The sequence below is a fragment of the Stenotrophomonas sp. STEN018 genome (assembly GCF_056760235.1).
The window spans coordinates 62,423-88,066 of sequence record NZ_JBRREK010000011.1 but is presented as its reverse complement, the minus strand read 5'-3'; the positions used below and the strand labels follow the sequence as shown (position 1 = coordinate 88,066).

Below are 25,644 nucleotides of genomic sequence, written 5' to 3'. Positions count from 1 at the left end.
CCATCCCCTGGAGCAGATCTCGGAGCGGGGATTCCTCCCCAAATGCCCGCTCCCCGGCCCCGTCGACCCCCCCCTGGTCGGCGGGGCTTCTTTTTTGCGGCAAATGAAACTGTCCCGGCAGGCGTTGCCGCCGCCAGGTTTCTCGCAGCATATTTATCCGCGATGGCCGAAGATGGCGTCATCGAGTGATGGAGGGGAATCATGTCTGACCTGTTCGCACTGGCGATGCCGTGGTGGGAATTCATCCTGCGCGCGGTGATTGTCTATGTCGTGGTGCTGGTGATGGTACGGATGGCGGGCAAGCGCACGCTGGGCCAGTTCACCCCGTTCGACATGTTGTTGCTGGTGTTGTTGGGCAATGCCGTGCAGAACGCCTTGCTCGGGCCGGACACGTCATTGGGTGGCGGCCTGTTGCTGGCGCTGACGCTGATTACCTTGAACTATTTCGTGGGTTGGATAACCACGCGTAGCCCGGCTGTGGAGCGGGTGATCGAAGGCGAACCGGTGGTACTGGCGCGGCATGGCCATGTACTGCAAAAAGTGTTGCAGCGCGAACTGGTGAGCAAGGCTGATTTCGCAAAGGCGATGCGCGACGCAGGTTGCGATGAAGTGGATGAAGTAGACCTGGCGCTGCTGGAAACCAACGGCCACATCACCATCATCCTCAAGAAGGACAGGTAGTGCCGAGCCATGCTCGGCATGAGGCTTTACCCGGAATTCAGACTTGTAGGAGCGGCGTCAGCCTCGAAGCTCGTAGTCGATCCGATTGCAGGCATTGCTGCAATTTCATTGCTGTTGGCTTCGCGGCTGACGCCGCTCCCACAATTGTGAGGTTATTGGTAAAGCCCCTGCCGAGCATGGCTCGGCACTACAGGTCAGGCGTCCAGCCAATCTCTTGGGACCAGGTATTCGGCCAGGCGTGCTTCGTCACTTCCGGTGTCGGGCGTGTAGCCGTATTCCCAGCGCACGCGCGGTGGCAGGCTCATCAGGATGCTCTCGCTGCGGCCGCCACTCTGCAGGCCGAACAAGGTGCCGCGGTCGTAAACCAGATTGAACTCGACGTAGCGACCACGACGGTATAGCTGGAACTCGCGCTCGCGTTCGCCATACGGCGTGTCCTTGCGGCGTTCGACGATGGGCAGGTAGGCATCGAGAAAGCCGTCGCCCACTGCCTGCATGTAACTGAAGTCGGTTTCGAAATCGCCATGCAGGTCGTCGAAGAACAGGCCACCAACACCGCGCGTTTCATTGCGGTGCTTGAGGAAGAAATACTCATCGCACCAGCGCTTGTGCGCGGCATAGCGGTCAGCGCCGTAAGGCGCGCACAGATCGCGTGCGACGCCGTGCCACTGCTGCACGTCTTCATCGAAGGGATAGAACGGGGTCAGGTCGAAACCACCGCCGAACCAGGCCGCCACCGTCTTGCCATCCAGTTCGGCCTGGAAGTAGCGCACGTTGGCGTGGGTGGTGGGCAGGTAGGGGTTGCTGGGGTGGAACACCAGCGACACGCCACAAGCGCGCCAGGAGGCTCCTGCGAGCTCCGGGCGATTTGCTGAGGCGGAAGGGGGCAGGCGGGTGCCGGCGACGTCGGAGAAGCCGATGCCGGCCTGCTCGAACACCGCGCCATCGCGCAGGATGCGGGTGCGGCCGCCGCCGCCTTCGGCGCGCTGCCAGCGGTCCTCGTTGAAACGGGCCTGGCCGTCGGCCTGCTCGATGGCGGCGCAGATGCGGTCCTGCAGGCCGGTCAGATAGTCGCGTACGCGGTCGAATTCGTTCATGTGCGTACTGTAGCGCAGGCCGCTGCTGCGGCCTGCGCCCTTTGCCTTACTTGCGTAGCGATTTGCCCTTGCTGGGTGCTGGCGGTGCTTCGGCTTCTTCTTCGTTGTCGAGGTCTTCGGCGGCACGCATCAGCTGTGCGCCCAGGCCCAGCATTGCCCAGTTGCTGGTCTCGTAGACATCGCAGGCCACATGCGTGCCCTTGCCGTCGCGCTTGCAGATCGACAGCAGCTTGCCGGGGATGTCTTCATCACCGGTGTTCTCGTAGACGGTGCGCAGGTTCTCGCAGCCAACGCGAACGCCGGCCTGGCACAGCTTCTGGTAAGCGGGCGCGGCGGCCTGCCAGTCGCCGGCCAGTGAATGGCGGTGGCCGAGGGCGTTGCAGCCCTGCAGCTTGCCGCTGTCGCAGCAGGCTTGTGGGTCATTGCCCAGCGGGCAATCCTGCGGCAGCGGCAGTTCGACGAATACCTTGGGCGCGCTGCATTGCTTGCTGCCACCGGTGCGCTGGTAGACGGCGTAGCGGTTCCATTCGTCGATGCCGAGCAGGCCGCCATTGCGCAGCGGCTTGAACACGAAGTCGCCGCCCTTGTCGTGGCGGATGTGGATGCGGCCATCCTGCAGACGTGCGCGCATTTCACTGCCCATACCTGCAGAGACCAGGCCATCATCACCAAAGCCAAGTTCGTCCATCAGGCCGGTGCTGGCCTTGTAGTCGCCGCAGGGCAGGCTATTGGCGGGGTCGGCATCGATGTCGGCAGGGCTCAGCGCGGCCAGGCTTTGCGCCCGTTTGCAGGTCATCTCGTCGGCGCCAGCCTTGCAGGCCAGCTGCAGGGCTTCGCGTGCAGGCAGATAGCGCTCGGCGTCCCAATGCGCGTCGGCGACCTTGCCGCAGAAGCCGGCGTCCGGGTGACTGCGGCATAGCTGCAACAACTCGTTCAAACGCGGCTCGGGCAGGACCACGGTGTTGCTGCTCAAGGCACCTGCCAGCGCCTTGGCCATGGCGATGCCCAGCACTTCCTTGGCCGCTGCCAGACAGGCCGCTTCGTTGTACTGCGGATTGTCTTCCTTGCAGACTGCAGGTTCTTCCAGATCCGGATCAGGTGCTGCTGCCTGTTGCGCGTCCTGGGCTTCAACGCGGTAGCTGGACAGCAGGCGCTCGCAGGCGAAGGGCAAGTCCTCTTGGCACCACTGGTTCAGCTGCTGCGGCGTTGCCGAGCTGGCGTTCTCGATGCAGCTGTCGATATCGGCACGGCAACTGTTCGCGGCTGGCGTGGGTGCTGTCTTGCAGCTGCTGCTTGAATCAAGCACGTAGTCGCCGAGGCTGCCGGTGATGCGCTTGCCGTCGCGGCTGAGGCTGTATTCGGTGCTGAAGCCATTGGATACGTCGGCGGCGTGCAGGGTGTTGCCCTGCTGGCGGATCACGTACTGGGTGGGGGCCAGGCCTTCATAGCGCATCGACGCCTGGCTGCTGCTTTCGATCACGAAGCGGGCCGAGCCCTCTTCGGCGGTATAGCTGCCACAGCTCAAGGTGGCAGCGGCAGCCGGCAGCGCGCTCAGTGCAAGCAGGGCGCTGGCGAGGGCGGATAGATAACGTGGGACGGACATGCAAACTCCGGGGGACTCAACGAAACAGGGCGCGAACGTCGGGGCGACGCAGCTTGATCACCAGCCAGGCATGCAGCACGGCCAATGCCACTGCTGCTGCACTGCCGGTGATCAGCGAAGTCCACAGGCCGACGCGCAGTTGCACGCGCATTTCCAGGCCTTGTGGTGAATTGAGGAAGTCGGCAGGCACCATCGCCTGCATGCCTTCAAACATGCCGTGGATCAGCGGCAGGAAGGCGAAGTTGGCCAAGGCCACCAGCACCAGAAAGACGATGAAGCCGATCCGGCCCCATTCGCGGTGCTTGAGCAAGGCCCACGATACCGCGAGGAACGCGATCGACAACAGCAGGCCCAGTACGCTCAGCGAGAGCGCGTGTTCACCGAGCCAGAGCATGCCCGGCGTTACCGGCAGGCCTTCGTTCTGCATCACGCTGATGATGTCCAGGCGGCTGATCAGGGTCACCAGCAGCACCTGCAGCAGGCTCCAGACAATGGCCATTGCAGACATCAGCAGTGACAGTTTGGCGGTGACGGCAATGAACGAGGCCGCTGCGGAAGGCGGTGCCGGAGTGGGCGGGAGCTGGGGCGGATTCACGATGGCTCGCTACGGATGTGTGGGTGGGCCAATGCCGAACTCAATCGGCTTTCCCTGCGCGGGAAAGCGCGGCACGCGCTGCAGGCAGAACATGCAGCGCACTCAGTGGTGCCAGCTTCACGCCGTGCGGCGGCTGTAGCGGTATCCACGCCAGTTTGGCAATTTCAGCCTGCACCTGCGGTACGCCGCTGATGCTGACCAGGAAGGATTCGCCCTGCACACGGCGGCCAGGCTCGTTGACCGCGGCGTCCTCGAAGCTGCCCAGCGCTACTGCGGTGCTGCTGTCGATGTGCACGCCGAGTTCTTCGTGCAGCTCACGTGCCAGGGTCTGCAGTGCGTCCTCGCCGGGCTCGCGTTTGCCACCGGGCTGGATGAAGGTATCCGAGCCGTGTTTGCGCACGACCAGCACGCGTTGTTGCGGATCGAGGATGACGGCGGTGACGATGCGGATGGGGTTTTCGGCAGTGGACATGTGCTTCCAGCGGGTAGGGCTCCGTGTGGGAATGGTACTGGAGGCCAGGTTGATGGTGGGTGTTGCCTAGGCAGGAGCGGGATCAAAATCAAGAGCACCCCTCCCCAGCCCTCCCCTGCGCGTTGCGCAAGGGAGGGGGCCAAGCCGCACCCACAAACGACAAGGGCGCCTCGCGGCGCCCTTGTCGGTGCTTACTTCAGTTCCTGCTCGAACAACTTGAGGATGCGCTTGTACTGATCCAGCCAGGAATCGGCACGCGTATAGCTGTGACGTTCCAGCGGGTAGGGCGCGATCGACCAGTTGTCCTTGTGCAGCTCGATCAGCTTCTGACTCATGTTGATCGAGTCCTGGAAGAACACGTTGTCATCCATCATGCCGTGCGCGATCAGCAGATTGTCCTGCAGGCCTTCGGCATACTCGATCGGCGAGGAGATGCGGTAAGCCTCCGGATCGATGTCCGGGGTGTTGAGGATGTTTGCGGTGTAGGCGTGGTTGTACTGATGCCAATCACCGACCGGACGCAGCGCAGCACCGGCCTTGAAGGTGCCCGGCGAGCGGAACAGCGCCATATAGGTCATGAAGCCGCCGTAGGAACCGCCGTAGATGCCGGCATGGGCGCGGTCACCCTGCTTGGTTTCCACCAGCCAATCCAGGCCGTCCAGGTAATCATTCAGTTCCGGATGGCCCATGTTGCGGTAGATGGCGGTGCGCCAGTCGCGGCCATAGCCTTCGCTGCCGCGGTAATCCATGTCCAGCACGATGTAACCCTTCTGCACCAGCAGGTTGTGGAACATCTGCTCGCGGAAGTAGGTGGGATAACGCGCATGCACGTTCTGCAGGTAGCCAGCGCCGTGCACGAACATGGCGATCGGGTATTGCTTGCCCGGTTCGAGCTTTTCCGGGCCGTAGTACTTGGCCCAGACATGGCCGGCGCCGTGCTTGGACGGCACCTGCACCATCTGCGGCTGCACCCACTCGCGGGCCTTGAACTCGGCGCTGCGGGTGTCGGTAAGCTTGCGTGCTTCGCCACCGCTGACCGGCAGCACTGCGACCTGGGCCGGCAGATAGGCCGCGGAGTAGCGCACCAGCAGCTGCTGGCCATCCGGCGACAGGCTGAAATCTTCCACGCCATCCAGCGCGGTCACTTCACGTACGGCACCACCGTTGACGTTGACGTTGCAGACTTCATAGTCGCCCGGCCATTTCTGGTTGCAGACGAAGTAGAAGCTGTTGCCGTCGGCGCTGACCACCGGTGCCGAGGTTTCCCAGTTGCCCGAGGTGATCGCCTTGGGCTTGGCGCTGCCGCTCTGGGTGTACAGGTGCGAATAGCCGGATTCCTCGGACAACAACCACAGGGTGCGGCCGTCCGGCATCCAGCCGTAATCGTTGAAGCCCCAGTTGATCCAGCCGCCATCGGTCAGGCGGTGACGGCTTTCCAGGCGTGCGTTGCTGGCACTAGTGGTGGCGATCCAACGGTCCTTGTTGTCGTTGGCGCGCAGCATCAGCGCGGCCTGGCTGCCATCGGCGTTCCAGCGGATGCCGCCGCCCATGAAGTCGCTCATCAGTTCCAGCGGACGATTGCCCTTGAGCGCGTCCTTGCCGGCCTTGCGGCGCAGTTCGGCCAGCGGATCGGTGGCGATGCCGGGCAGGTTGTCCAGCGACAGCTGCTCGACCTTGCCGGTAGCCGCATCGGCCAGCCAGAACGTGTGTGGCTCGGGATTGTTGCGGCCAACGCGGGTGCGGGTGTCTTCGGCTTCTTCGTAACCGGACTCGGTCACGTACAGCGGCATCTTGCCGCCGCGGCCTTCGTCGTAGCCCTTGGGCTTGGTCACCACGATCAGGTGGCGTGCATCGGGCGACAGCGCGCTGTCGACGATCTCGACATCGGCGCCGAGGAAGATCGGTGCTGGTGCGCGGGTCGGGTCGGCCTGACGCCAACGTTCGCCCTGCTCACGCAGTTCCTCGCGCTGGGCGCGATCAGTACGCAGGGTGGACAGTGTGCGCATCTGTTGGTCGCGCAGCACGTCGGCCTTGGGCGCATCGGCCGGGTTCTTGTCGGCCTTGAGCTGGGCGACCTGGCTGGTGATGTTGTTGCGCGGATTCCAGTGGAACCAGTTGTTGCCCACTTCCCAGATCACGCCGCCATCGCTGGCGAAATTGACGCCACCGGCGCGCTCGTTGCTGCGGGTCAGCTGGGTCAGGGTGCCGTTGCGCAGGTCGCGCACAAACACATCGCCATTGCGGACGAAGGCCATGCGCTGGCGGCTGCTGTCATAGACGCGGTCGGCGGCATCGAGGGTGCCGCGCTGGTCGTCGGCTACCTGCTGGGCGACGCCGCCGGCCAGCGGCAGGCGGAAGCTGTCGCGCACCGCGCTGCCCTGGCGCTTGAGGGTGTATTCGACCTGCTGGCCATTCCACGACCACCAGGCCGATTCCACCGGCGGCCCGATCCAGTCCGGGTTGGCCATGGCCTGCTCGATGGTGATCGGCGTGGGCGCGGCATGGGCGTTGCCGAAAGCGGTCAACAACAGCAGGGACAGGGGCAGCAGCTTGGGCATCATTCGGCACCGGTGAAAGAGAACTGGGCAAGCGTAGCAGCAGGCCAACGCGGCGGGCTGGGCCACAGGTCATGGAGGCCGGGTTCGGCGGCTGAGCTGCCGGAATCGGCAATGTTTTGGCGGCGTGCGAAGTGCGCGGGTGGGCTGATTTGCTCCCTCCCTTGCGCCATAGGCGCAGGGGAGGGTTGGGGAGGGGTGCCTTGGGTTTTGCTTTTTGCGTTTTGAGCTGGTGCTGTAGAGCCAAAGGCAAAAGCGTACCCCTCCCCAACCCTCCCCTTGGCCTTCGGCCAAAGGGAGGGAGCTACAGCCGCTGCGACTTTTTGACGCACTGCGACATCCGGTCACATCCGTTCTTAACCAATACAGGACCAGAATCGCCCCAATTAAAGAAATCGCGGAGAAGCGCCCGTGGAAGCGCTGCTGTTGTCCCGGATCCAATTCGGATTCGTCGTCAGTTTTCATGTGCTGTTCCCGGCCTTCACCATCGGCACGGCCAGCTGGTTGGCCTTCGTCGAATGGCGCTGGCTGCGCACCCGCAATCCGGTCTGGCGTGAGCTGTTTTTCTTCTGGCAGAAGATCTTCGCGGTGTCCTTCGGCATGGGCGTGGTCAGCGGCATCGTCATGGCGTTCCAGTTCGGCACCAACTGGCCGCGCCTGAGTGAAGTCGCTGGCACCGTGATCGGCCCATTGCTGACCTACGAGGTGTTGACCGCGTTCTTCCTGGAAGCCAGTTTCCTTGGCGTGATGCTGTTCGGCTGGGAAAAAGTCTCGCCGCGCCTGCACTTCTTCTCCACCTGCATGGTGGCGCTGGGCACGCTGTTCTCGACGTTCTGGATTCTGTCTTCCAACAGCTGGTTGCACACTCCGGCCGGCTACACGCTGGTCGATGGCATCGTGCATCCGCAGGATTGGTGGCAGATCGTGTTCAACCCGTCGTTCCCGTATCGCTTGGCGCATATGGCGCTGGGTTCGTTCATCACCACGTGCTTTGTCATCGGTGGTGTCGGTGCCTGGTATCTGCGCCGTGGCGTGCATGTGGAGGCCGGTCGCAAGATGTTGGTCGCTGCGGTCGCGTTTGCGGCGTTGACGGTGCCGGTGCAGATCTTCGTCGGCGACATGCACGGCTTGAATACGCTGGAACACCAGCCGATGAAGATCGCGGCGATGGAGGCGCACTGGCATGAAAGCAAGCCCGGCGAAGGCGTGCCGCTGGTGGTGTTCGCGGTGCCCAATGAAAAGGAAGAGCGCAACGATTACGAGATCGCCATTCCAAAGCTCGGCAGCGTGATCCTGACCCACAGCACGGATGGCACGTTCGCGCCGCTGACCTCGGTGCCGGCCAGCGAGCGGCCGCCGGTGGTGCCGGTGTTCTACGCGTTCCGCATCATGGTCGGGATCGGTTCGTTGATGCTGTTGGTTGCGTGGATCTCGGCCTTCCAGCTGTGGCGTGGACGCCTGCTGCAGTCGAAGTGGCTGCTGCGCGGCTGGAACTGGATGTTGCCCAGCGGTTTCGTCGCGCTGGTCGCGGGTTGGTTCGTCACCGAAATGGGCCGGCAACCTTGGGTGGTTTATGGCGTGCTGCGTACCGCTGATGCAGTCGGTACGCAGAGTGTGTGGATGACGGTGTTGTCGTTGGTGGTGTACGTGATCGGCTATCTGTTCGTGTTTGGCTGGGGCATCTGGTACCTGGTCAAGATCATGCGCAGTGGGCCCAAGCCGCATGATCTGCCGCCGCGCGATGACGGCATGCATACCCCGGCGCGGCCGCTGTCCGGCGTCAACGAACCACTGGAGGAGCGCTGACATGGAGATGACAACCTGGCTGCCGGTGGCATGGTTCGCAGTGATTGGTTTCGGTGTGCTGATGTACGTGGTGCTGGATGGCTTCGTGCTTGGCATCGGAATCCTGGCGCCGTTTGCCGAGGACGAGCAGCAGCTCGACGTGATGATGAATACCGCCGCGCCGATCTGGGACGGCAATGAAACCTGGCTGGTGCTTGGCGGCGCTGGCCTGATGGCGGCGTTCCCCAAGGCCTATGCGGTGCTGCTGTCGGGCCTGTATCTGCCGGTACTGTTGCTGGTGATGGGCCTGGTATTCCGCGGCGTGGCCTTCGAGTTCCGTTTCAAGGCGCACCGTTCGCGCGCGCTGTGGAGTGTGTCGTTCGCGATGGGCTCGTTGCTGGCGGCGTTCGCGCAGGGCGTGATCCTGGGCGCCCTGGTGCAGGGCCTGCCGATGCAGGACGGGCATTACAGCGGCGGTGCCTTCGGCTGGTTTAGTCCGTTTTCGATGCTGACCGGCGTGGCGGTGGTCACCGGCTATGCGCTGCTCGGCAGCACCTGGTTGATCCTCAAGACCGAGGGCCGCGAACAGGCCTTGGCGCGCTCGCTGACGCGGCCGTTGATGGTGGCGGTGATCGTGTTCATGGGCCTGGTCAGCACCTGGCTGCCGTTCCTGCAGTCGCGGGTGATGGAGCGCTGGTTCAGCGACGGCAACTTCTGGTGGCTGTCGCCGGTGCCGTTGCTCACGCTGGCCGTGGCGGTGGCGCTGTGGCGCAGCGCCATGCACCCGCGTCGCGATCTGCCGCCGTTCCTGCTGACCCTGGCGCTGTTCGTGCTCGGCTTCGTCGGCCTGGTGCTGGGCATGTGGCCCTACCTGCTGCCGCCGCACCTGACCCTGTGGCAGGCCGCTGCGCCAGCGTCGTCACTGGGTTTCAGCATGGTCGGGCTGGTACTGCTGTTGCCGGTGATCCTCGGCTATACGGTGTGGTCGTACCGCGTGTTCCGCGGCAAGGTGACGGCCGAAACCGGCTATCACTGAACCCGAGGACGTGGCCCGGCTTGCCAGCCGGGCCTTGCAGGGCCAAGCTGGCCGCCCTGTTGTGGCTGGCGTCGCGATGGGTCATCCATCGAACGAGGTCGTGGTCGTCGCATGTCGGTTGTTTCCGAGCAGTTGTCATCTCCATCCCGTCATCCGCTGGCCAATGGTGAGCTGCAGCGCTTGTTGGCGGTCGGCCCAGGTCAGTTGATCGACCTGCGGACCTTCTTCGAGCATGTGCGGGCAATGGCGGCGCTGTTGCCGGTCGGTCAGCATGCGGTCAACCTGTGTGAAGACCGGTATCGCTTTCTGGTTGCGTTCTGCGCGGTGGCGCTGCGCGGCCAGGTGAACCTGCTGCCATCGTCGCGTGCGCATGCGGTAGTGGCTGATGTACAGCAGCGTTATCCGCAGACCTATTGCCTGAGTGACGATGCCCTGCAGCCGTTGCCAGCTGGCAGTTTTGTGCTGCCCGCCGAACTGCCGCGCCTGGATGGCGAGATTCCGCAACTGGCGGCCGATCAGCTGGTGGCGATCGGTTTCACTTCTGGCAGCACCGGCACGCCCAGCGCCAACAACAAGACCTGGGGCTCGTTCCTGAGCAGTACCGCGCAGAACCTGCAGGCCCTGCAGAGCTTGTGGGGTGATGCCCAGCCTGCGCTGGTGGCGACGGTGCCGTCGCAGCACATGTACGGCATGGAGATGGCGGTGTTGCTGCCCTTGCTGGCCCCGGCAACGCTGCAGGCCGGGCGCCCGTTCTTTCCGCAGGACGTGGTGCTGGCGCTGCAGCAGGTGCAGGCACCGCGGCTGCTGATCACCACCCCGGTACACCTGAAGGCCTTGGTGGAGTCGGGTGTGAGCCTGCCGCCGCTGGCAGGTATTGTCACTGCCACCGCGCCACTGTCGCAGGAACTGGCGGCGGCTGCCGAACAGGTATTTGCCACCGAGGTGCGGGAGATGTTCGGCTCCACCGAGACCTGCATCTTCGCGCGCCGCCGCACGGCCAGGGAGACCGCCTGGAGCTTGCTGCCGGGCGTGCGCCTGGAGCCCCAGCCCGACGGCACGCGGGTGCATGCGGCGCATCTGCCCACATCGGTAAATCTGGCGGATCTGGTGGAACTGCTGCCAAATGACCGCTTCGTGCTGCGTGGCCGCCGTGCCGACCTGCTGGAAATCGCCGGCAAGCGTGCCTCGCTGGGCGATCTCACCCGCAAGCTGCAGGCGGTGCCCGGCGTGGTGGATGCGGTAGTGGTGCAGCTGGCGCCCGAGCCCGGCCATGCGGTGGGCCGCATCGCCGCGTTGGTGGTGGCGCCTGAGCGTGAGGAGGCTGACATCCTGCGCGAACTACGCGAGTTCATGGACCCGCTGTTCCTGCCGCGCCCGCTGCGCAAGGTAGCGGTGTTGCCGCGCAACGACACCGGCAAGCTGCCGCGTGACGCGGTACTGGCGCTGTTGGGGCACTGAGGCGGCGTTGTAGGACTGCAGCTGGCAAATCTGCAGCGAGCGCGGCTGTCACAGGCGCGCTTGTCGAAGCTGCTTGATCAGGCGTCGTGGATGCCGTCGATCTCTACCCGCAAGTCGCGTCGGCATACCACCGCATGCAACATGATGTAAGGCACCTGGGGTGGCAGATGCGCGGCCAAGGCTGCGCGCACGGCGTCGATTTCAGCGGCGTCGCGCACGTAGACCTTGAGCCGGCTGCCGTCGCCGAACTGCGCCGGCAAACCCGGCCGGTGCGCGCGGGCTGCGCCGATCAGCGCTTCGAAATTGGCGAAGGTTTCCTGTAATTGGCGCTCGGTGCAGTCGCCATGCAGGGTGGCATGGCCAACCACGCTGGCGGTGCCTGACAGCAGCAATGGCAAGCGACTACCGCTTGCCGCCAGCATCGCGCGGGCGAAGCTCGGCGATTGCCGGCCGTACTGGCGCGGATAGCGGTAGGCACTGACCTGGCGTGGGTTTTCCAGCGGCGTGCCGGCCTCGCGCGCGGCCAGCCAGTAGACCTGCAGCACGCGCACACCGTCGACCCGACCGATGGCGGTGGCGGCGGGCAGGGTGGTGGTGTCGATGGCACCGATGCCACGTGCGCGGCCAACGCAGAATTCGCGGTAGCGCTCGCTGTCACCTTCGCCGTCGGTGATCGCGTCCAGGTAGTTCCAGATCCGCAGCAGGTGCGGATAGGCATGCGCAGGCAGGGCTTCCAGCATGCATGCATAGGCATGCTCGGAGGCGCCAAGGATGCCGCCATGCTGGCTTTCGTCGACCTGCAGCGCACCGAACATCAGCGCGCCGTCGCTGGCCCAGGCCACACCGTTGGCATCGCGACCACAGCTGACCGGCTTGTCGCTGCGCCACACTTCCAACTGGGCCACACCGTCCGGCTGCAGGCCTACCTGCAGATAGCGTGGGTCATCGCTGGCGGCGGCGCCGTCCCCGGCCTGGAAACCGAAGATCGCCAGCACCTGCGGATCGGCCAGCAGGGTCGGCAGCTGTACGGGATCGGCATAGTCGATCTGCAGCGCGGCGGCAGCCGCCGGAGACGTCTGGGCATTCATCTCAGCCCCCCGTGACATTGGCGGAAAGGCAGTTGGCGCGCAGCTGGAATTGGCGGCGGGAGTGGAGCGGAAACGTCATTGCACGGCGTATCGGGCATTGCAGAGACGGCAATGATACCCCGCGTGCTGTAGCTGTCATGCTTGCGCAACAGTCGGCGATGCCGGATCGTTGCGGGTCTGATTTGCAGTGGGTGTGGAAATGTCGCAACAAAATGAAGCCGAGCGCGAGCTGGCAGGGCTGCTGGTCGAAAGCCTGAACCTGGAAGATCAGGACCCGGCCCAGATCGACCCGGAAGCAGCGCTGTTCAACGACGGTCTGGGCCTGGATTCGATCGACGCGCTGGAGCTGGCCTTGGCCATCAGCAAGCGTTATGGCTTCCAGCTGCGCTCGGACAACGAAGACAACCGCCGCATTTTCGGCTCGTTGCGTGCCCTGTCGGCACATATCCAAGCCAACAAGACGGTCTGAACGGCGTGACCGCCGCCAGCCATGAGCCCGGCCACGGACCGGTGGCGCTGGCGCTGCGGGTGATCCTGCTGCTGGCCTACCCGGTGCTGTCGCATGTGGCCAGCCTGCGCAATGAAGGCATGTGGGCAGCGGCTGCGCTGGCCGGACTGGTCCTGCTATGCCTGCTGGAACCGCTTGCGCGGCGCCAGCCATGGGCGTGGGGCTTGTTGCTGACGTGCTGTGCGCTGCTGTGGTGGCTGGGTGGTTCGGTCTGGGCGTGGATGCTGCTGCTGGCACCGCCAGTGGTGTTCCCGCTGCTGGTGGCCTGGGGCTTCGCACGTTCGTTGCTGCCCGGGCAGGTCCCACTGATCACCCGCATCGTGCAGGCGCTGTACGCGCGCGCCGGCATGCCGGTGACCGCTGAGCTGGCGCGCTATACGCGGCGGCTGAGCGGCGCCTGGGCGCTGGTGCTGGTGCTGCTGGCGCTGGTCAATCTGGGCTTGGCGATGAGCGCGGTGCCCGACGGCCTGCTGGCCGCATTCGGCGTGCAGCCATGGTGGCCGGTGACCCATGAACAATGGTCGTGGTGCGCGAACATCGCCGATTGGGGGCTGATCGGCGGTTTCTTCGCGTTGGAATACGCGCTGCGCTCGCAGTTGTTCCCACAGCGGCCTTACCGCAATGCCTGGGATTTCATGCGCCAGATGGGCCAGCTCGGCCCGGCGTTCTGGCGCGACCTGCTGCGCTGAACCGGGACGCTGCCGGTATCCTGTCTGCCAACATAGCGGGTACAGAGCGCCATGCACTTCAGCATTCCCTCCGATCATCCCTGCCTGCCCGGGCATTTTCCGGGCCGGCCGCTGGTGCCCGGAGTGGTTGTGCTGGAGCAGGTGCTGTTGGCAGTGGCCGCGGCGAGCGGGCATGCGATAGGCGCGTTGCGTCTGCCGCAGGTGAAGTTCATGGCGCCGCTGTTGCCGGACCAGCAGGCCCGGATTGAGCTGGAAGGGCAGGCGCTGCGTTGGAAGTTCCGCGTGCTGCGTGAAGACCAGTTGCTGGTGCGCGGTGAACTGGTGCTGGTCGAAAGCGACGCCCGCGGATGAACGAACTGGACTGGAAGCATCGTCCGGAAGGCGGCGGGCGTTTCGCCATCCGTTTGATCGGCGGCATCGCCCGTCATGGTGGGCGCGGCATCGCGCGTGCCTGCCTGTATCCCATCACTCTGTATTTTTACTGTGTGCGCGGCGCCGAACGGCGAGCCTCCGCCGATTACCTGCAACGCCTGCGTGCTCGTCCGGCGCGGGCGCTGGAAGTGGCCCGGCATATCCATACCTTTGCCGCCACCATTCTTGATCGGGTATTCCTGCTGGCGGGCCGTACCGGCCTGTTTGATATCCGCAGCAGTGGCACCGAACCCTTGCTGCAGATGCTGGACCAAGGTCGAGGGGTGCTGGTGTTCGGCTCCCACCTGGGCAGTTTCGATGCGTTGCGGGTGCTGGCCAGAATGCGTCCGGAGCTGAAGCTGCGGGTGCTGATGGATCGTGCGCACAACGCCGCCATTACCGAGTTGCTGGCCGAACTCGACCCCAAGCTTGCCGACTGCATCATCGACGCCGGGCAGGAGGGGACCGCGATCGTGCTGGCCATCCAGCAGGCATTGCAGGACGGTGCGATGGTGGCGCTGCTGGTGGATCGGGCGCGACCCGATGAGCCGTCCGTCGCTGCACCGCTGCTGGGCAGTACCGCAGCATTCCCGGCTGCACCGTGGTTGATCGCCAATGCATTGAAGGCGCCGATCGTGCTGGCGTTCGGCCTGTACCTTGGCGGTAACCGCTATGACCTGCGCTTCGAGTCATTTGCCGAGATTGTGGATATCCCGCGCCGCGGCCGGGCAGAGGCGCTATCCACGCTTATCAACCGTTATGCCGGCAGGCTGGAGCATCACCTGCGCGACGCCCCTTACAACTGGTTCAATTTCTATGATTTCTGGCATTCCCAAGACCGTGCGACTGCTGCTGACCCTGCTGACAGGCCTGCTGCTCACTAGCCCTGCGCTGGCCGATGGCATTGATGCGGCGTGGATACTGCGGCAACTGGCACAGCCAGCGCCGAGCCAGACCAACTTCGTCGAACTGCGTGGCTCGGCACTGTTGAAGGAGCCGCTGCGGGTCGAAGGACAATACCGTCGCCCCGATGCCGGCACCCTGGTCCGCGAGGTACGCGCGCCGTATGCCGAGACCACCACCATTGCCAATGGCCAGGTCAGCATCGCCCGCGCCGGCAAGCCGCCGCGCGTGTTCGCATTGCAGCGCGTGCCCGAGCTTGCCGATCTGCAGGCCAGCTTTGGTGCGATGCTGGCTGGCAATCTGGCCGCGTTGGAGCAGAACTACCGCTTGCAGGCCTCCGGCAGCGCACAGCGCTGGCAGTTGCAGCTCACACCCAAGGCTGAGGCGCTGGCCCGGCGTGTGCGTGCGGTGACCCTGCATGGCCAGAACACGGAACTACGCTGCATTGAAACCCAGCCGGCCAAGGGCGATGTGCAGCGCACCTTGCTCGGAGGTGCCGCCAATGCCGCTGCCAACGTGCGCCAGGCCGCTGCGTTGAACGGTCTGTGTGATGCGAGTGCCGCGCGTTGAAGCTGACGTCTACCCACAGGATTGGTTTGGCCATCATCTGGTTGCTGCTGCTTGGCGTGCTGGGCATGTGGATCAGCAGCCGCATCCAGGTCAGTGGCGATCTGCGCAAGTTCATGCCTGATGCACGCACGCCCGCACAGAAGCTGTTGTTGGATGAGCTGGGCGAGGGGCCGGGTGCGCGGCTGTTGCTGGTCGCACTGTCCGGCGCCAAGCCCGAGCAGCTGGCACAGCAGTCGCGCGCGTTGCGTGAGTCGCTGGCCGCCGATGCGCAGTTCGAGCTGGTTGCCAATGGCGAGCAGGCCGGCCTGGAAGCATTTCCGCAGCGCCTGCTGCCCTATCGTTATCTGATTGATGCACTGCCGGCGGATGCATTTTCCAGCGCCAAGCTGAGCGAGGAACTGCAGGCACGCCTGCAGGATCTGGGCTCGCCCGCTGGCAGCTTGATCGAACCCTTGCTGCCGTCCGATCCCACCTTGCAGGTGTTGCGGGTGGCCGAGACCTTGCAGCCAGCCAATGCACCACAGCGCATCGATGATGTCTGGTTCGACCGCGCCGGCAAGCAGGCCTTGCTGCTGGTACAGACACACGCCGCCGGCTTCGATCCCGGCGCACAGCAACTGGCGGTAGATACGATCAATAACCAGTTCGCCGCGATCGCCGCCGGCAGCGGCAGCCGCATCGAGCTGAGCGGGCCGGGCGCGTTCTCGGTGAAGATCGGCAACCGCACCGCCAGCGAAGCCGGCATGATCGGCACGCTGGATACCATCGGCATGATCCTGCTGCTGTGGTTTGCTTACCGCAGTTGGAAAATGCCGATACTCGGCTTTCTGCCGCTGGCCAGCGCCGGGCTTGCTGGCCTGTGTGCGGTGGCGCTGGGCTTTGATGGCGTGCATGGCATCACCATTGCGTTCGGCTTCACCCTGATCGGCGTGGTACAGGATTATCCCATCCACTTTTTCAGCCATCAGCGGCCGGGCCGCTCGGCCTGGGACAACGTGCGCGCGCTGTGGCCGACCTTGGGTACCGGCGTGATCGCCACCTGCATTGCCTATCTGACCTTCCTGTTCTCGGGCGTGGACGGGCTGAAGCAGTTGTCGGTATTCACCATCACCGCGCTGGCGACGGCGGCGCTGGCCACGCGTTATCTGCTGCCAGCGTTGGTCGATCCGGCGACATGTGACTTTGCCGACTCCGCACGCTTGGCGCGCCTGTGGCGGCACACCCAGCATTTGCCGCGGCCGCGTTGGTCGCTGGCCATGCTTGCCTTGCTGGCCGTGGCGGTAATGGCCTTGGCGCCTGGTGCGTTCTGGCAGAACGACCTGGGCCGGCTGACGCCGGTGGATCCGCAGGATCTGCTGCGCGACGCGCAGCTGCGCAGTGAACTTGGCGCACCGGATGTGCGCTACCTGATCACCGTGCGCGGCAACGATGCGCAGGCTGCGCTGATGGCCAGCGAGCGCCTGCGGCCTGCTTTGGATGCCTTGGTTAGAAATGGCGAGCTGGAGCGCTACGACATGGCGGCGCGCTATCTGCCCAGCGCCAGCACCCAGCGCCAGCGCCAGCAGCAGTTGCCTGACGAGGCCGCGTTGCGTGCTGCACTGACCGCAGCGGTTGCCGGCACCCCTTTCATCGACGGCGCCTTCGAGCCCTTCGTCGCGGATGTGATGCAGGCGCGTCATGCGTCAGCGCTGCAACCTGACGATCTGCTGGGTACGCCATTGGCGACAGCGGTGGATGGCCTGCTGGTGCGGGGTGAGGGTCATGCAATCGCGCTGGTCTCGCTCAGTGGCCTGCATGACGTGGCGGCAGTGGCCAGCACGGCACAGCTGCACGGTGCCGAGTTGCTGGATATGAAACAGGCTTCCGAATCGCTGGTGGCCGACTATCGCGGACGCGTCCTGGTGGCGCTTGCGGTTGCCGTGCTGTTGCTGGCGTTGACCGTAGGTTTGGCATTGCGTTCGTCGCGGCGTGTGCTGCGGGTGCTGTTGCCGATGCTGTTGACCACCTTGCTGGTGCTGGCGGTGCTGCGCGGCCTGGGCGTCGAGTTGAATCTGTTCCACCTGATCGGGCTGATCCTCGCCGCCGGTCTTGGCCTGGATTACGGCCTGTTCTTCGAACACGCCGGTGACAGCCACGCCGACCAGCTGCGGACGCTGCATGGCCTGCTGGTATGCAGCGTGATGACGCTGCTGGTGTTCAGCCTGCTTGGGCTGTCATCGATCCCGGTGCTGCGTGCGATAGGCAGTACCGTGGCGTTGGGAGTGGTGTGCAATTTCGTGCTGGCCTTGTTGATTTCCCGGCATCCACTGCAGGAGGCTGGCAATGCTTCGGCGTGACGAAATCCTGCAGCTGGTTCCACATCAGGGCGGCATGTGCCTGTGGGACGAAGTGGTGAGCTGGTCAGCGCAGGACATCGCGCTGCGTGCCTTCAATCACCGTGCTGCCACGCATCCGCTGCGCAGCGGTGATCAACTGCGCGCGATTCATCTGTGCGAGTACGGTGCGCAGGCGATGGCGGTGCATGGCGGTCTGCGCGGACGCGAGCGCGGCGGTGCGGTAGTGCCGGGCGTGTTGGTGGCGCTGCGTGATGTGCAGCTGCATGTGGTGCGGATTGATGATCTTCCCGATGCACTGCAGGCCACGGCACAGGTGCTGGCGGAGGGCGAGGGCAGCCAGCAATACAGCTTCCGCATCCATCATCGCGGCCAGTTGCTGGCCGAAGGCCGCGCGGCAGTGATGCTGCAGCTGCCATGAACATTCAATGAGACGTAGCGGAGCGAAGCCATCATGAGCATACAACGACGTGCGCTGGTAACCGGCGGCAGTGGTGACCTGGGTGGCGCGATCTGCCGTCGGCTGGCCGCCGATGGCGCGCATGTGATCGTGCATGCCAACGCCAACCTGGCACGTGCTGAAGCGGTGGTGGCACAGATTGTCGCTGACGGCGGCAGCGCGCAGGCGCTGGCCTTCGATGTCGCCGATGGCGAGGCGGTAAGCGCCGCGCTCGAGGCGCTGCTGAGCGATGGCCCGATCCAGATCGTGGTCAACAATGCCGGCATCCATGATGACGCGCCGATGGCTGGCATGGACGCGCAGCGTTGGCAGCGGGTGATCGATGTCAGTCTCAACGGTTTCTTCAACGTCACCCAGCCTTTGCTGCTGCCGATGGCGCGCACCCGCTGGGGCCGCATCGTCAGTGTGTCGTCGGTGGCTGCGGTGCTGGGCAACCGCGGCCAGACCAACTACGCCGCGGCCAAGGCTGGCCTGCATGGTGCGAGCAAGTCATTGGCGCGGGAAATGGCCAGTCGCGGGATCAGCGTCAACGTGGTTGCGCCGGGGGTGATCGAGGGGCAGATGGCGGCTGATGCGTTTCCGCCTGAGCTGATCAAACAGACCGTGCCAGCCGCGCGTGCAGGCAAGCCGGAAGAAGTAGCAGCGCTGGTGGCCTTCCTGTGCAGCGATGCAGCGGGCTACATCAATGGCCAGGTGATCGGCATCAACGGCGGCATGGGCTGAGCGCGGCGGCTCAGCTGTCGGCGTCGGTGCTGTCGATGATCGGTGGATTTCTGCGGATGGTGCGGTAGACGCGCCAGACGTGACCATGGCGCAAGGCCAGCAACACGATATGGCTGGTGATGCGGTACAGATCCTGCAGCGGCTTGAAGTGGCTGGGACGGAACTGCTCGTCGCTGTCGGCGCAGCGGTAGCGCGACTCGATCGGCACCGAGACGCAGCGCGTGCCGAGCTGGCGTGCCGCCGAAATGACTACCTGCGCTTCGAACACGAAGCCTTCGGCGGAGATGTCGCGCAGGGCGATCACGTCGGCCGGGTAGAAGCGCTGCCCGCTCTGGCTGTCAGCCACCTGGTAGTGCGTGCCCCAGGCAATGCCCCAGTCACCGAACTCATTGGCCAGGCGGCGATACAAGGGCTGCGAGGCGCGTTTGCGCAGGCGTGCACCGATGATGATGCTGCCCGGATGGCGATTGGCACTGGCAAGTAGGCGCGGCAGATCGACAGCGACATGCTGGCCATCGCCATCCAGGGTAAGCACACCGCGCAGGCCGCGTCGGCTGGCTTCGGCAAAGCCGCTGCGCAGCGCTTGACCCTTGCCCATGCGCTGCGGATGGCGCAGCACGGTGATCGGTAGATCAGTGATGCAGTCGGCGGTGCGGTCGCTGGAACCGTCGTCGATCACGATCACGTTCGGGAAGTACTGCAGTGCGTCTGCGACGACCTGGCGGATGCGCAGCTCTTCGTTCAGTGCCGGAATCACCACGGCAACGTTGTCGGTAGACAGCTGGTGCAGATCACTCATGGCGGATGCCGACCTCCAACCATTGGCCGGTGCCTGCACGCATCCACAGCGTGTCCTGATCCATCGCCAATGCTTCCAGCAGCGGTAGCGCAGGGTGCATTGCGTTATCGCCGAACAGCTGCAGCAGTGGGCCTTGCTGGTTGTCTTGTGGAATCGCCAGCGGTGCCTTGTCGTGGAGCTTGAGGTGCAGGCTGGGTAGCCCGATACATGCGCCACGTGACAGCACAAAGGCTGCGCCGAGCAGGCCGGTGCTTGGTGACACCTCGGCTGCCGGGCCGCTGGCGTTGCCGTCGTAGGCAACCAGCAGCACTGCTTCTTCGCCGGCATGCAGCTGCACCATGGCTTCCAGAAGGCCCTGCGCGAAGCTGTAGTGGCCGGCGCTGATTGCGGTGGCCGCAACATGAGCACCGGCACCGATGGTCCAGTAACCGGCGGCAGCGTTGTGCACCGAGTTGTGGAACTTTGTGGGCGAGATGGCGGCGGGATCCGTGGCCAGCGTGGCGCACATGTAATCGGTGATGGTCAGCTCGCCGTGGGTGGAAGTGAATACCGACGGCAGTGTTGCCGGTGCACGGTCTGCCGCTTCACACGCGGCCAACGCGGCTTCGAGTGCGACCGCCACGGTGCCGGGCGCGCGCCGTCGCTCGTTGGCGGCCAGCAGCTGCGGCGATGGGCGCGCAGGCGGGTCGAGCGGGCGTTCGCCCTTGCGCATCCAGGCGCAGGCGCTGTCCCAGTCGGGCAGGCCCGTGCCCCAGAATCCTACGCCTTCCAAAGTAGCTTCCAGCATCTGTCTCATCCTGCCTTGCCGAACACCAGCGAGCAGTTGTTGCCGCCGAAGCCGAAGGAATTGTTCATCGCGTAGTTGATGTCGGCCTGGGCATTCTCGAAGCGGATCTGCGGGCCGCACGCCGGATCGGGAATCTCGCTGTTCAGCGTGCCCGGCAATAGTCCGTCGCTCAGCGCCAACAGTGCGAATACCGACTCGACGATGCCGGCGGCACCCAGGGTGTGGCCGGTCCAACCTTTGGTCGAGCTGGCGTGCAGGGTTGGCGGGAACAGCGCAGCAACTGCTGCGGCTTCGATGCTGTCGTTGGCTGGTGTCGAGGTACCGTGCAGGTTGAGGTAACCCACGTCGTTCGCGTCGATGCCGGCGCGCTGCAGCGCAGCCTGCATGGCCAGGCGCGCACCCAGTCCCTCCGGGTGCGGGGCGGACATATGGTGAGCATCGCTGGATTCGCCATAGCCGCGCAGTTGCAAGGACGTGGCCGGGCCTGCGCCGGAGCGCTCAAGTACCGCGTAGCCGCCGGCTTCGCCCAGCGACAGGCCGACCCGGCGCGCGTCAAACGGCTGGCATGGCGTCGGTGCGACCAGCTGCAACGAGTTGAAACCGTACAGCACGCTGCCGCACAGGGTATCCACGCCGCCGACCAGCGCGGCGTCGGCCAAGCCTGCATTGATCAGGCGTGCGGCTTGGGCGAAGACCTTGGCGCTGGATGAGCAGGCAGTGGCGACGGTCACACAGGGGCCGCTCAAGCCGGTCGCTGCCTGTACGAAATCGCCCAGTGAATGCGGGGTATGAATGCGCGGGCGTTGCAGGTCCTGCGGAAAATGCAGGCTGCCGTCGGCGGCCGTTTCCAGCCGGGCATAGGCTTCTTCGGTAGCGCCGATACTGGAGGTGGAGGTCCCCATCACCACCGCGATGCGCGAGGCTCCGTGTCGTTGGCGGACCTGTTGCAAGGCGGGCAGAACCTCGTCCTGCTGCAGCGCAAGCCAGGCCAGCAGGTTGTTCCGGCAGGAGAATCCGGCAAGGTCGGCGGGCAGGGACAAGTGCTCCAGACCATTTACCCGGCCAATCCAGCAGGGCAGCGGATCGGCGCCGAAATCGTTGCGGCGCAAACCACTGTGGCGTCCGCGCAGGCCTTGTTGTTGCGCAGCCAAGCCCGCGCCCAGGGCCGTTGTCGCGGTATGGGCAAGGATGTTCAGCGGCGGCAGACGCGGCGGTGATGCAGGCGGCACGTTGTCTTCCAGGGATTCGACGGGGCGCGAGTATATCGGCAGGTGGCCTCCAGTCGACCTGTCAAGCTGCGGGTGCACCGCCATCTCAACAGAATCTTGATGTAGATGAATGTATAAGACCGTGGCGAATCCAGCTGCGTATTGGCTCGCCGCCTTTCAACAGCGCCAGATTTCCGACACAATCTCTGACTCTCAATGCAGGGCAAAGCCCGCTGGCATGCAAGCTTACGTCTATAAAAGCCAACGCAAGCAGGACACCTACGTGTACCTCGCCAAGCGTGATGATTTCGAAGTGATCCCGGCCGTGCTGGGCAACACCTTGGCCCCTTATACCTTCGTATTGGAGGTAGCGCTGACCCCCGAACGTCGCCTGGCCCAGGCCGATGTCGCGCTGGTGCGCGCCAACCTGGCTGAACGCGGGTTCCACCTGCAGGCACCGCCGCTGCCGTTGGCACCGGTGAAGATCGCCCGCATCGACGGTCGCGATGACTGAAGCATTACGTAGCCGCGTTGTTGCTGCCGCGCTGGGTCTGGGGGTGTTGCTGACCCTGGCTACGGCGTTCGGCGGCGTAACTGCGGCTGTGTGTGGTGTGCTGGCCCAGCCCGCGTTCGCGTTGGCAGTGTCATGGTGGCGGCGCACCCGCACCGTGACCCCGTCGTTGGCCGTATTCAAACGCGAACTGCCCGGCCTGTTGGGGCTGTGGGCCGGTGGTGCGGCGGTGGTTGCGGTATTGGTGTCCTGGCCGTTGGCGGCGCTGCATGACAGCGGCAGCCTGGCGGCGGTGTTGGCACTGAGCATTGCGGTCAGCGTGGCGTTGTTGGCGCTCTGGCGCACCTGGCCGCTATGGCAGGCAATGGAACGCGAGGACAGCTCGCTGCGCACGCAATGGCAGGCATTGAGCGGGCGAAATCTTGATTCCTGGCATGGTCTGGGTGCGGCAGCGGTGGTGTTGCTGTTGTGCGCGGCCATCGTCGCTGCGGCCTGGCCGGGACTGGTTGGCGGCGGCCTGCGTTGGCCGTTGGCCATTGCCACCGCGATCGCCGCTCCCTTGTTGCATCACCTGCTGCAGTCGATGCGCAGCGCGCCGGTTGCTGGCGCTGGCAAGGCTGGCGACGTACAACAACCCGCGTTCGACCCGTTTGCCGAGGCACTGGCCGAACCGGCACCGCTGGAGCCCATCGCCCAGCACGAGCTGGTGCCGCAGCTGTATGACGCTGCACGCGGTGGTCGCATCGATCGCGCCCTGCAGCTGTTGGATGCCGGCGCCGATCCGCATGCGCCGGCGCCGGCCGAGTCGCGCGACCAGCGCAGCTTGGCGGTGCTGGCAGCAGTGCTGCCCGACCTGCGCCTGCTGCGTGCCCTGATCAGCCGTGGCGTGGACGTCAACCAGGCCCACAAAGGCATGACCCCGCTGCTGGCGGCGACCCGTGACAGCTGGCACGGGCGCCCGGAAGCGGTGATGACCTTGTTGGCCAATGGTGCCGATCCGCGCACGCCCGATGCCGACGGCAACACACCGCTGCATCACGCCGCACGTAGTTCAGACCCGGGCGTTGCAGCACTACTGCGCGATGCCGCTGCCGAGATCGACGCCCTCAACAACGATGGCCACAGCCCGCTGGCGGTGGCCTGCCAGGCCGGCAACTGGCGGCTGGGCAAGTTCCTGCTGGAGCGCGGTGCCAAGGTCGAGCCGGCCGACGGCGTACCGGTGCTGGTGCAGGCCGCCGCCACCGATGACGATGATCCGGCCGGCGTGCAGCTGCTGCTCAAGCACAAGGCACGACTGGATGCGCGCGACCGTCAGCGCCGCAGCGCCTTGCACGAAGCCGCCTTGGCCGGTCACGTGGATATCGTTGAAACCCTGCTCAATGCCGGCGCCAATGTCGAGCCGCGTGATGCCGCCGGCCGCACGCCGTGGCTGGATGCCGCCTCGCAGGGCAATGCCGCGGTGCTGGAGCGCCTGTTGGCGCACAAGCCTGACGTGCACGCCGTCGATGGCGAAGGCAGCAATGCCTTGCTGCTGGCCAGCCGCGCCGAACATGTGTCGGCGGCACTGATCCGCCGTCTGCTGGATCTGGGTATTGCCGCCGATGTGGTCGGCAGCGACGGCCGTCGTGCCATCGAGCACGCCGCCTCGGCCGGGCGTTGGAGCATCGTCTCGCTGCTCGACCCGAGTTACCCGCTGCCAGCTGCGGTCAGTGATGCAGCCGCCAGCAATGCCGAGGGCGCTGATGGTGACGCGGTGCCGGTACTCAATGACCGCGCACCGCTGGCCTTGCTGCGCGAGGCACTGGTATTCGGCAACGTCGATGGCATGGCGCCCTTGGCCAAACTGTGTGCGGCCGATGAACTGGGCGGCTTGCTGCACGATCCTGAGCTGGCCTTGCAGCCGCGCGTGGTTGATTGGCTGCTGGCGCACGATGCCGCCCCGGAAGTGCTCGACGCCTGTGCTGATACGCCGATGTTTGCGCTGCTGTCGCGCGGCGTCGATGCAATCCCGACCCTGCAGGTATTGCTGCAGCGGGGCGTGTCGCCAGCCGGTCGCGGTGGCTTGACCCGCTTCCTTGCTGCCTGCGCCCAGCACGACCATGGCGCGCGCAGCACCGAACAATTCGCGTTGGAGCTGCTGGAGCGTGGTGCTGATCCGTTTGCTGCCTCGCCGGCCGGTGATCCGGCGCTATCGCTGGCGGTACGTCTTGGTTGGCTGAAGTTGCAGCAGCACCTGCTGCTCAATGGTGTCGACCGCGAGGCGCGCGACAGCCATGGCATGACCGCACTGCATCTGGCTACCGCCTTGGCCCGCGAGTCCGCGCTCAAGCAGCTGGTGCTGCAGGGCGCATCGCCGGATGCGCGCGCAGCCGATGGGCAGACGCCGTTGGGCGTTGCACTGTCCAGCGGTCGTCGTGATCTGGCCGACCTGCTGGACTGGCGCGGCTGGCAGCTGCCATTGCGCGCATTGCGCGATGCCGACGTTGCTGCTGCGGCGATGGCCGGCGATGCCGATGCGGTACGCCGCCTGCTCAATCTTGGTTTTGCCGTCGACGCCGTCGATGCGCAGGGCTGTACCGGCCTGCTGCGTGCAGCTGGTGGCGGTCACGCTGCGGTGGTGGACCTGCTGCTGTCGCGCAGCGCCGACCCGCAACACGCGGCGGCCAGTGGTGCCACGCCGTTGTCGGCGGCGGTGAGCATGCGCCAGACCACGATCGTGGCCGCCCTGCTCAATGCCGGCGCCAAGCTCGAACATCGCCTGCCCGGCGGCGTCACCGTATTGATGTTGTCTGCCGCCTTGGGTCTGCCTGATATCGCCGCGCGCCTGCTCACTGCAGGCGCCGACGTGCATGCTGGCGATGACCAGCAGTTGGCACCGCTGCATTGCGCGGCGCTGTACGGTTTCACCTCGCGTGATCGCACCCGCTTGCTGGCCCTGCTGGACACCTTGCTGCTGGCCGGTGCCGAACCGGACCAGGCCTCGGCCGGTACGGTAACGCCGTTGCTGTTGTTGCTCGGTGCGCGTGCCGAACCGGGCACCGCCTGCGACGAGAGCGTGGTGCTGGCAGCGGTGGATCGCCTGCTCGACGAAGAGGTTTCGCTGGACGTACGCGACCCGCGTGGTTTCGGCCCGCTGCACCTGGCTGCATTGCACGGCCTGCCGCAGCTGGTTCAGCGCCTGCTGCGTGCCGGCGCCGATCCGGACATGCGTGATGCGATCAACCGCACCCCGCGCGACATCGCCATCATGCGTGGCTTCATCGACGTCGCTGGTGAGTTTGAACCGGCGGTACCGGGCGTTTCTTCGATGGCCCGTTTTCTGCGCGATCACAACTGATCGCAGCAGTGCTTGCAACAAGGGCGCCTACGGCG

Annotated in this window: 23 protein-coding genes; 14 read left to right on the top strand and 9 right to left on the bottom strand. The window is 65.2% G+C overall.

Annotated features, from left to right (window positions below):
* Positions 1 to 201: 201 nt before the first annotated feature.
* On the top strand, positions 202 to 681 hold the full coding sequence (locus tag ACVOMB_RS06545) for a DUF421 domain-containing protein (protein ID WP_481530443.1): 480 nt from the start codon (positions 202 to 204) through the stop codon (positions 679 to 681).
* A gap of 194 nt (positions 682 to 875) precedes the next feature.
* Here the strand turns inward: ACVOMB_RS06545 and hemF are convergent, their stop codons facing one another.
* From hemF to ACVOMB_RS06520, 5 genes are all read right to left on the bottom strand, one after another.
* Entirely contained in the window at positions 876 to 1,778 is a 903-nt protein-coding gene (gene hemF, locus ACVOMB_RS06540) for an oxygen-dependent coproporphyrinogen oxidase (protein ID WP_481530442.1), read from the bottom strand.
* Between the two features lie 46 nt (positions 1,779 to 1,824).
* Positions 1,825 to 3,381 (bottom strand): hypothetical protein, encoded by a 1,557-nt coding sequence (locus ACVOMB_RS06535; protein WP_481530441.1) that lies wholly within the window; start codon positions 3,379 to 3,381, stop codon positions 1,825 to 1,827.
* 16 nt (positions 3,382 to 3,397) lie between these two features.
* Positions 3,398 to 3,976 (bottom strand): hypothetical protein, encoded by a 579-nt coding sequence (locus ACVOMB_RS06530; RefSeq protein WP_481530440.1) that lies wholly within the window; start codon positions 3,974 to 3,976, stop codon positions 3,398 to 3,400.
* Positions 3,977 to 4,016: 40 nt separating this feature from the next.
* Positions 4,017 to 4,448, bottom strand: coding sequence for an NUDIX hydrolase (locus ACVOMB_RS06525; protein WP_481530439.1), 432 nt, complete (start codon positions 4,446 to 4,448; stop codon positions 4,017 to 4,019).
* Positions 4,449 to 4,639: 191 nt separating this feature from the next.
* Complete coding sequence (locus ACVOMB_RS06520; protein WP_481530438.1) at positions 4,640 to 7,006, bottom strand: S9 family peptidase; 2,367 nt, start codon at positions 7,004 to 7,006, stop codon at positions 4,640 to 4,642.
* A 408-nt stretch (positions 7,007 to 7,414) separates the two neighbouring features.
* On the opposite strand from ACVOMB_RS06520, the gene ACVOMB_RS06515 reads away from it, so the two are divergent.
* From ACVOMB_RS06515 to ACVOMB_RS06505, 3 genes are all read left to right on the top strand, one after another.
* Positions 7,415 to 8,809 (top strand): cytochrome ubiquinol oxidase subunit I, encoded by a 1,395-nt coding sequence (locus ACVOMB_RS06515; RefSeq protein ID WP_481530437.1) that lies wholly within the window; start codon positions 7,415 to 7,417, stop codon positions 8,807 to 8,809.
* A gap of 1 nt (position 8,810) precedes the next feature.
* Entirely contained in the window at positions 8,811 to 9,824 is a 1,014-nt protein-coding gene (cydB, locus tag ACVOMB_RS06510) for a cytochrome d ubiquinol oxidase subunit II (RefSeq protein WP_481509207.1), read from the top strand.
* Positions 9,825 to 9,935: 111 nt separating this feature from the next.
* Positions 9,936 to 11,282 (top strand): AMP-binding protein, encoded by a 1,347-nt coding sequence (locus ACVOMB_RS06505; protein ID WP_481530436.1) that lies wholly within the window; start codon positions 9,936 to 9,938, stop codon positions 11,280 to 11,282.
* A 77-nt stretch (positions 11,283 to 11,359) separates the two neighbouring features.
* Here the strand turns inward: ACVOMB_RS06505 and ACVOMB_RS06500 are convergent, their stop codons facing one another.
* On the bottom strand, positions 11,360 to 12,370 hold the full coding sequence (locus ACVOMB_RS06500; protein WP_481530435.1) for a chorismate transformation FkbO/Hyg5 family protein: 1,011 nt from the start codon (positions 12,368 to 12,370) through the stop codon (positions 11,360 to 11,362).
* 199 nt (positions 12,371 to 12,569) lie between these two features.
* Here ACVOMB_RS06500 and ACVOMB_RS06495 point away from each other — a divergent pair, with 199 nt between their 5' ends.
* From ACVOMB_RS06495 to fabG, 8 genes are all read left to right on the top strand, one after another.
* Positions 12,570 to 12,839, top strand: a complete 270-nt coding sequence (locus ACVOMB_RS06495) for a phosphopantetheine-binding protein (RefSeq protein ID WP_481513871.1) — start codon at positions 12,570 to 12,572, stop codon at positions 12,837 to 12,839.
* A 5-nt stretch (positions 12,840 to 12,844) separates the two neighbouring features.
* Positions 12,845 to 13,567: a COG4648 family protein gene (locus tag ACVOMB_RS06490; RefSeq protein WP_481530434.1), complete on the top strand. Its 723-nt coding sequence runs from the start codon at positions 12,845 to 12,847 to the stop codon at positions 13,565 to 13,567.
* Positions 13,568 to 13,618: 51 nt separating this feature from the next.
* On the top strand, positions 13,619 to 13,918 hold the full coding sequence (locus ACVOMB_RS06485) for an ApeI family dehydratase (RefSeq protein WP_481530433.1): 300 nt from the start codon (positions 13,619 to 13,621) through the stop codon (positions 13,916 to 13,918).
* Positions 13,915 to 14,862 (top strand): LpxL/LpxP family acyltransferase, encoded by a 948-nt coding sequence (locus tag ACVOMB_RS06480; RefSeq protein ID WP_481530432.1) that lies wholly within the window; start codon positions 13,915 to 13,917, stop codon positions 14,860 to 14,862. The genes ACVOMB_RS06485 and ACVOMB_RS06480 overlap by 4 nt, the downstream gene beginning before the upstream one ends.
* Positions 14,795 to 15,451 carry a LolA-related protein gene (locus ACVOMB_RS06475; RefSeq protein WP_481530431.1) on the top strand — a complete coding sequence of 219 codons (657 nt, stop codon included), beginning with the start codon at positions 14,795 to 14,797 and terminating at the stop codon, positions 15,449 to 15,451. Before ACVOMB_RS06480 ends, ACVOMB_RS06475 begins: the two co-directional genes overlap by 68 nt.
* Before the next feature lie 65 nt (positions 15,452 to 15,516).
* Positions 15,517 to 17,787: an MMPL family transporter gene (locus ACVOMB_RS06470; RefSeq protein WP_481530455.1), complete on the top strand. Its 2,271-nt coding sequence runs from the start codon at positions 15,517 to 15,519 to the stop codon at positions 17,785 to 17,787.
* On the top strand, positions 17,774 to 18,205 hold the full coding sequence (locus tag ACVOMB_RS06465; RefSeq protein WP_481530430.1) for a hotdog family protein: 432 nt from the start codon (positions 17,774 to 17,776) through the stop codon (positions 18,203 to 18,205). Before ACVOMB_RS06470 ends, ACVOMB_RS06465 begins: the two co-directional genes overlap by 14 nt.
* Positions 18,206 to 18,235: 30 nt before the next feature.
* The gene (gene fabG / locus ACVOMB_RS06460; protein WP_481530454.1) at positions 18,236 to 18,967 is read left to right on the top strand and encodes a 3-oxoacyl-ACP reductase FabG; all 732 of its coding nucleotides are present in this window, start codon (positions 18,236 to 18,238) and stop codon (positions 18,965 to 18,967) included.
* 10 nt (positions 18,968 to 18,977) lie between these two features.
* Here the strand turns inward: fabG and ACVOMB_RS06455 are convergent, their stop codons facing one another.
* The 3 genes from ACVOMB_RS06455 to ACVOMB_RS06445 are packed head-to-tail and all read right to left on the bottom strand — an operon-like array spanning position 18,978 to position 21,758.
* Positions 18,978 to 19,766, bottom strand: a complete 789-nt coding sequence (locus ACVOMB_RS06455) for a glycosyltransferase family 2 protein (RefSeq protein ID WP_481530429.1) — start codon at positions 19,764 to 19,766, stop codon at positions 18,978 to 18,980.
* On the bottom strand, positions 19,759 to 20,553 hold the full coding sequence (locus ACVOMB_RS06450) for a beta-ketoacyl synthase chain length factor (protein WP_481530428.1): 795 nt from the start codon (positions 20,551 to 20,553) through the stop codon (positions 19,759 to 19,761). The genes ACVOMB_RS06455 and ACVOMB_RS06450 overlap by 8 nt, the downstream gene beginning before the upstream one ends.
* Positions 20,554 to 20,558: 5 nt before the next feature.
* Entirely contained in the window at positions 20,559 to 21,758 is a 1,200-nt protein-coding gene (locus tag ACVOMB_RS06445; RefSeq protein ID WP_481530453.1) for a beta-ketoacyl-[acyl-carrier-protein] synthase family protein, read from the bottom strand.
* A 241-nt stretch (positions 21,759 to 21,999) separates the two neighbouring features.
* Between ACVOMB_RS06445 and ACVOMB_RS06440 the strand changes: the two genes are divergently transcribed.
* The gene (locus ACVOMB_RS06440; RefSeq protein ID WP_481514940.1) at positions 22,000 to 22,275 is read left to right on the top strand and encodes a YcgL domain-containing protein; all 276 of its coding nucleotides are present in this window, start codon (positions 22,000 to 22,002) and stop codon (positions 22,273 to 22,275) included.
* Positions 22,268 to 25,609: an ankyrin repeat domain-containing protein gene (locus tag ACVOMB_RS06435; protein ID WP_481530427.1), complete on the top strand. Its 3,342-nt coding sequence runs from the start codon at positions 22,268 to 22,270 to the stop codon at positions 25,607 to 25,609. The genes ACVOMB_RS06440 and ACVOMB_RS06435 overlap by 8 nt, the downstream gene beginning before the upstream one ends.
* The last annotated feature ends 35 nt before the right edge of the window (positions 25,610 to 25,644 follow it).